The 13,589-nt window shown below is 42.4% G+C and carries 14 protein-coding genes; 6 read left to right on the top strand and 8 right to left on the bottom strand.

Annotated elements, in window-relative coordinates; genetic code table 11:
• Nucleotides 1-27 precede the first annotated feature (27 nt).
• The 5 genes from leuS to GWK08_RS14100 all read right to left on the bottom strand — a co-directional run bounded on the left by leuS (nucleotide 28) and on the right by GWK08_RS14100 (nucleotide 6,401).
• Entirely contained in the window at nucleotides 28-2,841 is a 2,814-nt protein-coding gene (leuS, locus tag GWK08_RS14120) for a leucine--tRNA ligase (RefSeq protein WP_163607872.1), read from the bottom strand.
• 194 nt (nucleotides 2,842-3,035) lie between these two features.
• Entirely contained in the window at nucleotides 3,036-3,590 is a 555-nt protein-coding gene (locus tag GWK08_RS14115) for a porin family protein (protein ID WP_163607871.1), read from the bottom strand.
• Between the two features lie 119 nt (nucleotides 3,591-3,709).
• Entirely contained in the window at nucleotides 3,710-4,639 is a 930-nt protein-coding gene (locus GWK08_RS14110) for a ketopantoate reductase family protein (protein WP_163607870.1), read from the bottom strand.
• A 53-nt stretch (nucleotides 4,640-4,692) separates the two neighbouring features.
• Nucleotides 4,693-5,481 carry an ABC transporter permease gene (locus GWK08_RS14105; RefSeq protein ID WP_163607869.1) on the bottom strand — a complete coding sequence of 263 codons (789 nt, stop codon included), beginning with the start codon at nucleotides 5,479-5,481 and terminating at the stop codon, nucleotides 4,693-4,695.
• 5 nt (nucleotides 5,482-5,486) lie between these two features.
• Nucleotides 5,487-6,401, bottom strand: coding sequence for an ABC transporter ATP-binding protein (locus GWK08_RS14100; protein ID WP_163607868.1), 915 nt, complete (start codon nucleotides 6,399-6,401; stop codon nucleotides 5,487-5,489).
• A gap of 130 nt (nucleotides 6,402-6,531) precedes the next feature.
• Here GWK08_RS14100 and GWK08_RS14095 point away from each other — a divergent pair, with 130 nt between their 5' ends.
• Genes GWK08_RS14095 through GWK08_RS14075 form a run of 5 tightly spaced genes read left to right on the top strand, consistent with a single transcriptional unit; the run spans nucleotide 6,532 to nucleotide 10,072 of the window.
• Nucleotides 6,532-7,410, top strand: a complete 879-nt coding sequence (locus tag GWK08_RS14095; protein ID WP_163607867.1) for a cell division protein FtsX — start codon at nucleotides 6,532-6,534, stop codon at nucleotides 7,408-7,410.
• A 9-nt stretch (nucleotides 7,411-7,419) separates the two neighbouring features.
• Complete coding sequence (locus GWK08_RS14090; protein WP_163607866.1) at nucleotides 7,420-7,707, top strand: DUF3098 domain-containing protein; 288 nt, start codon at nucleotides 7,420-7,422, stop codon at nucleotides 7,705-7,707.
• A 43-nt stretch (nucleotides 7,708-7,750) separates the two neighbouring features.
• On the top strand, nucleotides 7,751-8,545 hold the full coding sequence (gene uppP / locus GWK08_RS14085) for an undecaprenyl-diphosphatase UppP (protein WP_163607865.1): 795 nt from the start codon (nucleotides 7,751-7,753) through the stop codon (nucleotides 8,543-8,545).
• A gap of 6 nt (nucleotides 8,546-8,551) precedes the next feature.
• The gene (truB, locus tag GWK08_RS14080; RefSeq protein WP_163607864.1) at nucleotides 8,552-9,244 is read left to right on the top strand and encodes a tRNA pseudouridine(55) synthase TruB; all 693 of its coding nucleotides are present in this window, start codon (nucleotides 8,552-8,554) and stop codon (nucleotides 9,242-9,244) included.
• A 57-nt stretch (nucleotides 9,245-9,301) separates the two neighbouring features.
• A complete protein-coding gene (locus GWK08_RS14075; RefSeq protein WP_163607863.1) occupies nucleotides 9,302-10,072 on the top strand; it encodes an RPC7 family DNA-directed RNA polymerase III subunit in 771 nt (256 codons plus the stop codon).
• Here the strand turns inward: GWK08_RS14075 and GWK08_RS14070 are convergent.
• Nucleotides 10,069-10,671 (bottom strand): thioredoxin family protein, encoded by a 603-nt coding sequence (locus tag GWK08_RS14070; RefSeq protein WP_163607862.1) that lies wholly within the window; start codon nucleotides 10,669-10,671, stop codon nucleotides 10,069-10,071. The two genes, GWK08_RS14075 and GWK08_RS14070, sit on opposite strands and share 4 nt — an antisense overlap.
• An 87-nt stretch (nucleotides 10,672-10,758) precedes the next feature.
• On the opposite strand from GWK08_RS14070, the gene GWK08_RS14065 reads away from it, so the two are divergent.
• Nucleotides 10,759-11,331: a DNA-3-methyladenine glycosylase I gene (locus GWK08_RS14065; protein ID WP_163607861.1), complete on the top strand. Its 573-nt coding sequence runs from the start codon at nucleotides 10,759-10,761 to the stop codon at nucleotides 11,329-11,331.
• On the opposite strand, the gene aat is transcribed toward GWK08_RS14065, so the two are convergent.
• A complete protein-coding gene (gene aat, locus GWK08_RS14060; protein WP_163607860.1) occupies nucleotides 11,328-11,960 on the bottom strand; it encodes a leucyl/phenylalanyl-tRNA--protein transferase in 633 nt (210 codons plus the stop codon). The two genes, GWK08_RS14065 and aat, sit on opposite strands and share 4 nt — an antisense overlap.
• 210 nt (nucleotides 11,961-12,170) lie before the next feature.
• The gene (locus tag GWK08_RS14055) at nucleotides 12,171-13,556 is read right to left on the bottom strand and encodes a short-chain fatty acid transporter (protein WP_163607859.1); all 1,386 of its coding nucleotides are present in this window, start codon (nucleotides 13,554-13,556) and stop codon (nucleotides 12,171-12,173) included.
• Between the last annotated feature and the right edge of the window lie 33 nt (nucleotides 13,557-13,589).

Genomic DNA, 13,589 nt, shown 5'->3' with positions numbered 1-13,589 from the left:
ATCACCATACGTTAAAGTTTTCCAAAATTATCCGACAATATTCACAATTCTCCCATGAACTACAATAACCTTCTTCGGCTCACGTCCTTGTAATTGGTTTTGAGTACGTTCGTCTGCAAGAACCGCTTTTTCCACTTCCTCTTTTCCAAAATCCAACGGCAATTCTATCTTAAAACGCATCTTCCCGTTAAAGGAAACCGGGTATTCCTTATTGCTCTCCACCAGGTGTTTCTTCTCGAATACCGGGAAGGGAGCATAGGCTACAGATGTAGTATGACCCAGCTTCTGCCACAGCTCTTCGGCAATATGAGGTGCATAAGGCGAAATAACAATAGCTAGTGGCTCCAGAATAGCCCTGCTGTTACATTTCTGAGCTGTCAGTTCGTTTACGGCTATCATAAAGGAACTCACAGAAGTATTAAAGGAGAAGTTGTCTATATCTTCGGTTACCTTTTTAATGGTCTTGTGCAGGGTCTTTAAAGAATCTTTGGAAGGTTCCGCGTCCGAAACATTAAAGCCGTCTCCGTTATGATAAAGCTTCCACAATTTCTTAAGGAAAGAGAATACTCCCGTAATTCCTGCTGTATTCCATGGTTTAGCCTGTTCCAGTGGCCCGAGGAACATCTCATACAGACGTAGGGTATCGGCACCGTAATCTTCACAGATATCATCCGGGTTAACTACATTAAACCATCGTTTAGACATTTTTTCGATCTCCCGTCCGACAATGTATTTGCCATCCTCCAAAATAAACTCCGCATCACTAAACTGAGGCTGCCAGTTCTTAAGATCTTCTATTTTAATTTCATCAGAAGCATTCACCATGTTTACATCTACCCTCAATTCTTCAACCTCATAGTCGTCCTTCAGGTTTTTGGAAACATATTTATTGGTTCCGCTAATTCGGTAAACAATAGCGCTTGTTCCTAAGATCATTCCCTGGTTGATAAGCTTTTTAGCAAATTCATCAACAGGTACTATCCCCTTATCAAATAAGAACTTCTGCCAGAAACGAGCGTAAAGCAAATGCCCTGTGGCATGCTCGCTTCCACCTATATAAAGGTCCACCTGCTTCCAGTAGTCAATAGCTTCCTCAGAGAATATCTCATCTTTATTGGCCGCATCCATATAGCGGTTAAAGTAATAGGAACTTCCGGCCCATCCCGGCATGGTATTTAACTCCAGCGGGAAAACGGTTTTGTGATCTATCTTCTCATTGGCTACCACACGGTTGTTTTCGGAATCCCAGGCCCATAGTTCTGCATTCCCTAAAGGCGGTTCTCCCGTTTCCGTAGGCAGGTACTTTTCTACTTCCGGTAATTCCAATGGCAGGTGCGCTGCATCTATCATCTGCGGAAGTCCGTTCACATAATATACCGGGAAAGGTTCTCCCCAATAACGCTGACGGCTGAATACCGCATCACGCAGGCGGTAATTTACCTTTCCTTTTCCCTGGCCTATTTTTTCCAGTTCTTCAATAGCCTTTTTAACTGCCTCCTTATAACCAAGGCCGTTAAGAAAGTCTGAATTCCCAATACGGGTGTTTTCCTTATCGGCAAAAGCTTCTTCGCTAATGTCTACCCCGTCAAAAATATTGGGGATCTCTATATTATAATGTTTTGCAAAATCGTAATCGCGCTGATCTCCACAAGGTACGGCCATTACTGCTCCAGTACCATAGCTGGCAAGGACGTAATCTCCTATCCAGATCGGTACTTTCTTTCCGCTGAACGGATGTATGGCATAAGCTCCGGTAAAGGCTCCTGAGATGGTCTTTACATCGGCCATTCGTTCCCGCTCACTGCGCTTCGCGGTTGCTTCCACATAAGCCTCAACTTCTTCCTTTTGTTCTGCAGTAGTGATCTTAGCCACGAAATCATGTTCCGGAGCCAGGGTCATAAAGCTCGCCCCGAAAATAGTATCTGGGCGGGTGGTAAATACCTCGATCCACTCGTCGTGTCCGTCTATCTTGAATTTTACAGAAGCTCCTACCGACTTGCCGATCCAGTTACGTTGACTTTCCTTTAAAGGCTCCGGCCAGTCGATGGTTTCGAGTCCCTGAAGCAGGCGTTCTGAAAAGGCAGTGATACGCATACTCCACTGCGTCATTTTTTTACGGATCACCGGATGCCCTCCTCTTTCGGAAACTCCATTTACGATCTCGTCATTGGCAAGTACAGTACCTAAAGCAGGACACCAGTTTACTTCAGTCTCCGCCAGATAGGTAAGCCTGTATTTTAATAATATCCTTTGTTGTTCTTCGGATGAAAATGCCTTCCATTCTTCGGCTGTAAACTCAGGAGTATCGGCATCACAGCTGGCATTTACGGTCTTATTCCCTTCATTTTCAAAACGGGTGGTCAGGGTTGAAATATCTTCCGACTTATCCGTATCCTCATTATACCATGAGTTAAACAATTGAATAAAGATCCACTGCGTCCATTTGTAATAGGCCGGATCGGATGTACGTACCTCCCGGCTCCAGTCGAATGAAAACCCGATCTTATCCAGTTGCTCTCTATATCTTTTTATATTGGTTTCTGTTGTAATTGCGGGATGCTGCCCGGTCTGGATAGCATATTGTTCTGCCGGAAGTCCGAAAGAATCGTATCCCTGCGGATGCAGTACATTAAAGCCCTGATGACGCTTAAAACGCGCATAGATATCACTGGCAATATATCCCAGCGGATGCCCTACGTGCAGTCCTGCCCCTGAAGGGTAAGGAAACATATCCAAAACATAATATTTCGGCTTGTCTGAATTATTCTCTGCTTTAAAGGTCTGGTTCTCTGCCCAGAATTTTTGCCATTTGGCTTCAATTTCGTTGAAATCGTACTTCATCCCGTTTACTAAAAAACTAATGTCACACTGCTTGGGCCGGGATCCCGGCAGTTACAGCCTGACATTGCATTACATTAAAATTTCCGCAAAAATAAGCCTATTAGTTGAAAGAGAAAAGTTTAAAAGGCTTATAAAAAAGTACGGCCGGAAATTATCACTTCCGACCGCCTCTATATTTAAAATTCAGCTTCTTCCTAGAACTGATATCCTACAGAAAGCTGGAAGTTCCCGTTCCTGATATCCGGATTCTCATCCAGGGCGGTAATTCCTATAGTGTATCTTGCCTGGGTAAATATCCCCATATCAAATTTATACCCCAGTCCCAGGCTGGCTCCCAGGTCAAAACTGTTAGCGTCTATATCTACAGTTTGCCCTCCCAGGCCATCGTCAAAAGAAACATTGTCATTTACCAAAAAAGAGAATTGCGGTCCTGCTTCCACGCTAAAGCCATCTGCTATATAGTACTTTGCCAGAATAGGTAAGGACAGATAATCCAGTTCGATGGTAATCAGGTCTCCTATATCGCTTCCCTGGGCAGAATACAGTAATTCGGGTTGGAGTGAGAATTTATCGGTCAGGCTAATTTCGGAGGTCACCCCCAGGTGAAGGCTGATCCTGGAATCAAGGCTGATATCCGAACCTGTAATATTAGCTACGTTAAGTCCGCCTTTAACACCGAATTTTACATCCTGCGCATTTGCACCTACTGCCAATAAACTTACACTCAAAAAAAATAATAGTTTTTTCATAATAATGGGTTTTTATTTATTTCCAGCACATTTTCCAAGAACTGTGCCATTATCATGAAATTTTTGAACAAGAAGTAAGTAAAAACCTATAAGTTACTGACAGTCAAGCAGAAAAAACTTCAGCTTTTTTCTCTTGCTTTTTCTTCCATAGGTAAAAGGCAATGGTAAATAAAAGCGTTTATGGGAGTAGAAACTCCCAGACGCTCCCCTTCTTTTACAATATAGCCGTTAAAATTCTCCAGTTCCGAAGCTTTTCCCTCCATAATATCGCGTTGCATGGAGGCTGTTGTATCGTAAGTTTGTTTATCAATCGCCTTAAATGTATTCTCCACATCCTGATGGCTCAGGGCAATTCCTTTTTTATTGGCCACCTGCACGATCTCCTGTGCGGTATCCTCCATGATCTTCCGGATCCCTTTGCTTTCCCGCATTATTCCTATTACAGATCTGGTCAGGCCACCTATCCCACTTATGGTTGCAATAAAGAGGAATTTCCTCCATATCTCCAGGTGAATGTCATCGGCAATTCGGTTATCAAAATCAGCCTGATCGAAAACGGATTTTATCTCTTTAACCCGATCTGTTTTTTCATTATTCATTTCCCCGAAGAGTACCTGCGGATGAAATGCCGCGTGTTTTATAATGCCCGGGCTTTCCACAAAGCTTATGATCCTGCAGAGTCCGGCCAGTACCTGATGATCTTCCAGTACGCTGAGCAATTTATCGGCATTATCCGCTCCGTTCTGCAACGGAAGTACCACAGTCTCTTTATGCAGGTAAGGTTTTATCTGTCTGGCAATATCTTCAACCTGCCAGGATTTAACTCCCAGAAGGATCAGGTCTGCATCCTTAAGAGTACTTATATCATCGGTAGCCAGAGTAGGGCTGGTCTTAAAATCGCCGTAAATACTTTTTACTTCCAGTCCGTTTTTCCGGATCGCCTCCAGATGTGCTCCCCGGGCAATAAAAGTGGTATTAAAACCGGCTTTGGCAAGTTTTCCTCCAAAATACCCTCCAACACCTCCGATTCCGTAGATCGCTATATTCATTTAGTCTGTCTTAAATTCAACAGAATAAATGTACTCATTTTAGGGATTAAAAATCACTTTATATTCATTCGCCTGATATCCAGAAAACCTAAAACCGAGAACAACAGAAAATAGCCTATACTGTACAAGGCCACCCTCGGGAACCAGACCATGGCATTTACATCTTTGCTGTCCAGCGGGAATAAACTCAGCATACTATATGCATAGGGGTAGTATATTGATTCTTTTGCCTGATAAACAATAAGGCCTGTTATAAAAAGGACCATTCCTATTCCCAGGGGAACGATAAAATTCTTAAACCTGAAGCTCAGCCAGAACTGAAGTCCGATGATCCCCAGAACAGAGATAAAAGATCTGAAGAGTAGTTTTACAAACAGGGAAACATTTGGAGTATGCTCCCACATCTGAAGTTCTCCGTGAACCCCGCCAACAGTATATCCTACTATAAAAACCAGCAATGCAAATAAAACATAGGTAAACAACACCAGTCCCAATACGATGAAGAGTTTCCCGAAATACACACTCCATTTGGGAATGGGCAGGGTAAAAAGATGCTTTACGGACAGGGATTTATGCTCAATCTGAACAATAAGGCTGGTTACCAGAATAATAAACATGGGGATAAGCAAAGGGGAAGCCGCCGTAATTTGACTGGTCATAAAGCTGTCCCACGGATTCTCTCCTTCTTTAGGGATCAGTTTCTCGTATTTAAGCAGGTAATATAGAAGATAGATCAGCGGAATAAAAAAAGCCCCTATCACCGATAGCCAAAAGGCAAATGTCCTCTTTAATTTAACGGTCTCGTTCTTGGTACTCGAAAGAAAATATGATAATGAATTCATGGTTTTTAGTTTTCGGTTAGAGAAAGGAATAATTCTTCCAGGTTATCTTTGATCCTTACCTGATAAACTGCAATCTGACGGTTTCTGAGATTATCAATAAGCCCGGGGATCTCATCCTTACGATTAATCACCACATTGAGGGATTGTTCATCGGCAATATCCGGGTTCATTTGCAGCTCTTTCGCTATTTCACTTGCAGAAGAAGTATCATTGGTCTCGATCTCTACAACCAGTTTTCCTGTTTGAGAATTCTTCAGGGCCGCAACCGTGTTCTGAAAGAGCATCTTACCTTCCCTGATGATCCCCACATGAGAACAGGTCTTCTCTATTTCACTTAAGAGGTGACTTGAGATAAAAATGGTGGTATCGTGCTGTTCATTGAGTTCCCGGATCAGGGACCGCATTTCTATGATCCCTTTTGGATCCAATCCGTTTGCAGGCTCATCCAGAATGAGTAATTCCGGTTTATTCAGCAAGGAAATGGCCAAACCAAGCCGTTGCTTCATTCCGAGGGAAAAAGCTTTTACCTTTTTCTTTTTCACATAAGAAAGCTTGACGATCTCCAGAACCTCTTCTATCCTGTTTTTCGGGACACCTCCCCTGTACCTGGCAGCTATTTTCAGGTTCTCCCTGGCGTTCAGATGGCCGTAAAGTGAAGGGTTTTCGATGAGTGCTCCCACCCGGGCCAGATTGTCGATCCGGTTTTCCTCAAACGGCTGTCCGAATAATGAAATGCTTCCTTTTTGTTTTCTCAGTAAACCGAGAAGGAGCCTGATAGTGGTGGTTTTCCCCGATCCGTTAGGTCCCAAAAAGCCATAAACACTTCCCCTGGGCACTTCCAGATCCAGGGCAGAAATATCATTTTTAGATTTTGAATACGAAAAGCAAAGATTTTCTGTTTTAATGATTGGTTGTATCATTGTTTGCGGTTTTGTTGTTAAACGATCGAGACGCCATATTGTAACAACAATCCACTTAATTTAACTTCCGGAAAAATAGATTTAAAACAAAGCTTTTTACTATTTTTACGCGAATTAGCAGCAGTTCAGCATGAGTAGATCTTTTGAAAAATATCAGAAAAGAAAATTGATTTCTTCATATTTTTCGGTGATACTAAGTATTGCCCTGGTACTCTTTTTATTAGGGGTTCTGGGCATGTTAGTTCTCAATACCAAAAAACTGGCCGATCATTTTAAGGAACAGGTAGCTATTACTGTCTTTATTAAGGACAATGCCAAGGAGGTAGAGATCAATCAGCTTCAGAAGAGCCTTACCCTGGCCGAATACACCAAATCTGTAGAGTTTATTTCCAAGGAAGCCGCTGCGGAATCCCACAGTAAGGATATCGGCGAGAATTTTATGGAATTCCTGGGGTACAATCCTCTTCAGAATTCTATGGATGTGCATTTAAAAGCAGATTATGTTGCTCCCGATAAGGTAGAGGAGATTGCCAACGAGATCACTACCAAAGATTATGTTGCCGAAGTTTCCTATGACAAACCTTTAATATCCCTGCTAAGCGATAATGTAAAAAGGCTAAGCCTGTGGATCCTTGTTACCAGTGCCGTTTTTATGCTGATTGCGGTATTGCTGATCAACAGTTCAATCCGGCTTTCCATTTACTCAAGGCGTTTTATCATCAAGACCATGCAAATGGTGGGTGCCACGAAGAGATTTATTCGTAAGCCATTTATTATAAAGAGTGTGCAGCTGGGAATGATAGGGTCTGTTGTTGCCCTTATGGCTATGGCAGGTGTCCTGTATTATTTTGACACTAAACTCCCGGAACTGCGCTTACTGGAAGACCCTATTTTACTGGTGGTTCTCTTCTCCGGGATCTTTATTGCCGGGGTGGTAATTACCTGGATCAGTACTTTTTTTGCTACCCAGCGCTTTTTAAACTTAAGAACAGACGATTTATATTATTAAATTTGCATTATGAGCAAGAATAAAAACAATCCCCAGGCTAAGAAAACACAACCTTCTGTCTTTATCTTTCAGAGGAAGAACTATCTGTTTATGTTTATAGGCCTGGCATTTATTGCTCTCGGGTTTTTTCTGATGAGTGGCGGAGGAAGCAAGGATCCTAATGTCTTTAATCCGGAGATCTTTAGTTTCAGACGTATCCGTCTTGCTCCCACCCTTGTACTTATCGGTTTTGCCATAGAAGTATATGCCATCCTTTTAAATCCGGACAAAAGCAAATCATCTGATTCAAATAAATAATTGCAGGTAAACAACTTTTACCATCTGAAAACCAAAAGCATTCATGGATACTATTGATGCGATCATTCTGGGTATCATTCAGGGATTAACCGAATTCCTCCCTGTTTCATCCAGCGGTCACCTCGAATTGGGAAAAGCCATTCTGGGAGACAATTCCGTTCCGGAAGAAAGCCTGTTATTCACTATCGTACTGCATTTTGCAACTGCACTGAGTACCATAGTGGTCTTTAGAAAAGAAGTGATGGAAATTATAAAAGGGCTTTTTCAGTTTAAATGGAACGAGGAATCGAAATTCTCGCTAAAGATCATTATATCTATGATCCCGGCGGTTTTTATAGGTCTGTTTTTCGAAGAACAGCTAGAGGAATTATTCGGAGAGAACATACAACTGGTAGGTTTTATGCTGATGATCACTGCCCTGTTGCTTTTCCTTGCAGATAAAGCTAAAGACACCACTAAAAATGTCACCTATAACAATGCCTTTATTATTGGTGTTTCCCAGGCAATTGCCGTTCTTCCCGGTATATCCAGGAGTGGGGCCACTATTTCTACTTCGGTTTTACTGGGGATAGATAAAACAAGAGCAGCCAGATTTTCATTTTTAATGGTCGTTCCCCTTATTTTCGGAAGTATTGCCAAAACCATCATGGATGGAGGGATCACCTACGAAAGCAAACAGCTTACCCCAATGATCATAGGCTTTATTGCCGCTTTTCTATCCGGTTTGCTGGCTTGTACCTGGATGATACAACTGGTAAAAAAGAGCAAGCTTACCTATTTTGCGGTATACTGCCTTATCGTAGGAGCTATTGCCATTATTTATGCTTTTTTAAATTGATACAAGATGCTAACAGAGGAGGATTTTAAGAACGGACAGCTATTGTTGATAGACAAACCCCTGGAATGGTCTTCTTTTCAGGCGGTGAATAAGATAAAATGGGCAATCCGTAAAAAATTCAACCTTAAAAAAATAAAGGTGGGGCACGCCGGTACCCTGGATCCGCTTGCCAGCGGCCTGCTGATCATTTGCACAGGGAAGTTTACCAAAAAGATCCCCGAATACCAGGGACAGGTAAAAGAATACACAGGTACGTTTACCCTGGGAGCAACCCGGCCCTCCTATGATATGGAGACCGAGATCGACAAACACTTCCCCACCGAACATATCAGTGAAGAACTGATCAGGAAGACTACAGAGCAGTTTACAGGTGAGATTGAGCAGTATCCTCCCATATTTTCTGCTTTAAAAAAGGACGGTAAGCGTTTATACGAGTTCGCCAGAGAAGGGAAAGAGGTAAAGATCGAAGCCCGGAAAATAACCATCAGCGAATTCGAGATCACGCGAATTGCATTACCCGCAGTAGATTTCAGGGTAGTTTGCAGTAAAGGCACTTATATCAGATCTTTAGCCCATGATTTCGGGAAAGCCCTGGATTCAGGAGCATATTTATCTGCATTGAGAAGAACCAAAATAGGTGATTTTAACGTAAATAACTCGGTGGCGCCGGAAAGCTTTGTTACACAGCTTTTTGATTAAGAAAAATTTAATTTCTTATATTTAAAATAATTTTGCGCCCAAATAGTTACTAATTGTATGAGCTTAAACGATAAACAGTTATCCTTTATCATTACATTTTTTGTCATGTCAATCGTGGCATTAGTGCTCTTTAATATCCATCTCAGCGGTATCAAAGAGCCCGAGTATTTATTGGAATTAGCTCCGGAAGAATTATGGGAGGAGATCCCCGAGCCTATTATTGAAGAGAAGGTTGAGCAGGAGCTGGTAAAGACGCATATGGCCTATAATGAAGCGGCTAAAAGCAGATTCGATAAAGAGCTGGATGAATTCAAGACCCTGGAGGAGTTGATGGAAGAAGCAAAAGAGGCCGAATCTGAAGACACCGAAAATACAGATGACACCTCCAACGAGGATTCAGATAATGAAAATAACGACGATGAAAAGGATTTCCTCACCTCATCGGGAGGAAGCGGAAGTATCAATTCTGCTTCAAAAGTTAAAAAGAGGACTCTGGATTCTGATGGGAATAACACTACTGAGGAGATCTCAAAGAACAATGTAGCCAACAGGAACACCTCTATTTCCTATTCCCTGAAAGACAGGATGCACAGAAAGTTACCTAATCCTATCTACACTTGTGCGCAGAACGGGAAGATCGTTATCAATATTAAAGTGGATAATCAGGGGAATGTTATTGAAGCGACATTTAACCAGGCCAGTTCCAATTCGAGGAACGGTTGTCTGGTAGACAATGCCATCGCCTACGCTTTAAAAGCTAAATTCGAAAACAATTCGGGAAAAAGAGAACAAATAGGTACGATTACCTACTTGTTCCAGAATCATTAAAGCAAATCTGCAAGATCTTCTGCAGTGTTTTGCCCTTTGTCTTTATTGTACCATACCTGAAGGTCCTGCTTGAACTCAGGAGTAAGGCTTCCGTGCTCTTCTTTGTAGTCCTGTACCATTTTTGTGGCAACCGAAGGTCTTGGTCCCCAGGTATTGAGAACTTCCTTGCTCTTGTTATCCACAACGATCAGCTTGGGAATAGATCTGGCTCCGTTGGTCAGGAACCTGTCCATAAGCTCCTCATTCTCATCTCTCAGTACTACCTTAAAATCTATACCTTCATTCAGTTCTGCAATTTTCTCCATTACAGGCATCGTCTGAGCAGCATCTCCGCACCAGCTTTCGGTAAGTACCAGCCAGCTAACATCTCCGTCGAACTCCCTGGCTTTTTCCAGGATCTCTTCCGTTAGCTTAACCGTTTTATCCAAACGCTTCATACGCTTGTCGTTAAGCACGGAATAGTTACTCAGGGATTCGTTCTGAACCAGTCCTGTTGATTTCCCTTCTTCTACCAGGGCAGTAACCAGTTCTCTGTATTCTTTATATGTAATGGCCTTTTCCAGGCTCTCCGTAAGTATATCGTCTATTAAAATTTCCATAATTCAGTGGCAAACTTAAAATTAATATCCTTTTTTTAAAAACTCTTATTCCATACATTAGTAGTAAGAAATGAAAAAACTTACAAAATGGAGAAACACAGATGCGGATGGTGCGTAGGCGATCCGCTATATGAGGCTTATCACGACCAGGAATGGGGAGTGCCTGTATATGACGATGATACATTGTTTGAATTCCTGATCCTGGAAACCTTTCAGGCAGGCCTGAGCTGGATCACTATCCTCCGCAAAAGAGAGAATTTCAGAAAAGCCTTTGACCGTTTCGATTATAAAAAGATTGCAACTTACGATGAGGCCAAATATGAATCCCTGCTACAGGATCCGGGTATTATCAGGAATAAATTAAAAATAAAGGCCACCATTACCAATGCACAGAATTTTATGAAGATCCAGGAAGAGTTCGGGAGCTTCAGTAAATATATCTGGGCGTTTACAGATAATAAGCCCATTCAGAACAGTTTCGGGAATTACAAGGACGCTCCTGCTAATACTCCCTTATCCGATGCTATCAGCAAGGACCTGAAGAAAAGAGGTTTTAAGTTTGTGGGGACTACAGTGATCTATGCCCATATGCAAGCTACCGGAATGGTGAACGATCATGAAACAGGTTGTTTCAGGTATAAGGAAGTACAGCAGACTTAGCTTTTTTCCAGAAGTTCGAGGAAGCGGTTTCTCGGGATCTCTTCGGCTCCCAGGCTTTGAAGGTGAGGTGTGTAGATCTGGCAATCGATCAGGCGGTAATTCCCTTGTTCTACCAGGTGAATAAAAGCAATTTTTGAAGTATTACTTATTTTGGAGAACATACTTTCCCCGCAAAACACGCCATTACCGAGGTCTACTCCGTAGAGTCCGCCTACCAGTTCGTCCTCTTTCCACACTTCTACCGATGCCGCATATCCCATTTTATGCAGGGTGCAATAGGCTTCGATCATATCTTTGGTGATCCAGGTTCCTTCCTGGCCCTCCCTTTCGATCAGGGAACATTGAGTGATCACCTCTTTGAAGTTTTCATTAAAACTCACCCTGAACTCCTGTTTACGCAGCAATTGCTTCATACTTTTGGAGATCCTGAGCTTTTCGGGAAATAAAACCATCCTGGGGTCCGGACTCCACCACATAATGATGGAATCTTCATCAAACCATGGAAAGATCCCTTTTTGATATGCCAATAGCAATCTTTCGGGAGAAAGATCTCCCCCGACGGCTACGATCCCTTCTTCAGAAGCGTTTTCTACCGATGGGAATTCCAGTTTATCCGTAAGAAAGTACATAACAAAAGGATGATTTAGTTAAAAAAACCTAAAAAAATGTTAAAAAACGTTGCTCTTTTCTTTGTCATGTTAATTATTTTCTTCAAATTTGTTACTGCCTTTGCGACTAATTTTTATTTTCATCATTGCTTTTTGAGTTTATAGCAAAGGCAAAACCTAAAACCACAACATTAAGTCCCGGTATTTATATAAATATCGGGACTTTTTACTTTAAAGAAAAAACAAGCCCAGTAAAAAGGCCAGAACCCCGCAAATCATCATGATCAGGGTATAAGGTAATATCTCTCTTGCTTTTAGTTTCGTAATTGCCAATAAGGGTAATGCCCAGAAAGGTTGCAGCATATTCGTGATCTGATCTCCGTATGCCAGTGCCATTACCGCTTTTGGAAGCGGAACTCCGAGTTTCAGGGCAGATTCAATAACAATGGGACCCTGTACTGCCCATTGACCGCCTCCGCTGGGAACAAAAATATTCACCAGGCCGGCGCTGAAGAAGGTAAAGATGGGTAGCGTGGTTTCCGTAGCAATGGATGTAAAAAACTCTGCAATCTGGTTTACCATCCCGCTACTACTCATAATTCCCATGATCCCGAAATAAAGAGGAAACTGTATCAGTATGCCCGAAGTATCTTTTATGGCCTCATCCAGTGCGCTTAAAAAATTCCGGAAATTCCCGTGAAGGATAATAGCCAGCCCCAGCATAAAAAAGTTCAGCAAATTAGGGGTCAGGTTAAAAGACCTCAGCAACGGACTGTATTGAAAAACAAATGCCAACAGGATGATGAGTCCGAAGAAAGATGCCAGCAATCTCGAGTAATCCAGTTTTTCAGCTCCTTTTTTGGTGGAGACATCTTCAGGCTCAAATTCATATTCATCCAGGGAAAGCGGCGTAGCCGGGAGCTTCTTCCCCATTCTGTACAACACCAAGGGGATCAGGATCAATACAACGGCAAAAAGCAGGAGGTTCCACCAGCTGAAGATCGTTTCATAAGACGGGATAAAATCCGGGAGTTGTGCCAGTACAGCAGGTTCCGAAATACTTTCCATAAGGGATTGCAAATGACCCGATTCTGAAACTTTTAGCGGAGCAGAACCACTTATTCCCCCGTGCCATACCATCAATCCCACATAACCTGCCGCACCGATAAGCGGATAGTTAACCGGGATCTGGTTCTTCTGGGCATATTCACCTACCTTACGTGCCAGGATCGCTCCGAAAATAAGTCCGAGCCCCCAGTTAAAAAAGGAAACCAACATGGTACTCACACTTACGATCACCACAGCATTTGCCGTATTCCGTACATATTTGGTGATCTGCAGGATGATCCAGCTTACGGGCTTACTCAATACCAGTACATGACCTAAAACCAGGATGAGCATCATCTGATAGGCAAATACCAGCAGTCCGTTATTCCATATCCCGCTCTCCCAGTATTTAAGGATGTTTACCGCATGATTCTCTCCCTCCGGGGAAGAAGTAAAAAAGAAAGCCAATAACATGGTTATAAGGCTTAAAAAGACGGCTATGGTAAAGGGAGAAGGAAGGTACTTCCTGAAAAGCGTTTCAACAGCAGAGGTAATTTTGTTTATACCCATTCTAATTTTTTGCCTGAATTTAGTACAAATTCG

The sequence above is a fragment of the Leptobacterium flavescens genome (assembly GCF_010671605.1).
Taxonomy (GTDB): Bacteria; Bacteroidota; Bacteroidia; order Flavobacteriales; family Flavobacteriaceae; genus Leptobacterium; species Leptobacterium flavescens.
Note: the sequence above shows the minus strand (reverse complement) of the source record. Positions and strands in the feature narration are given on the sequence as shown.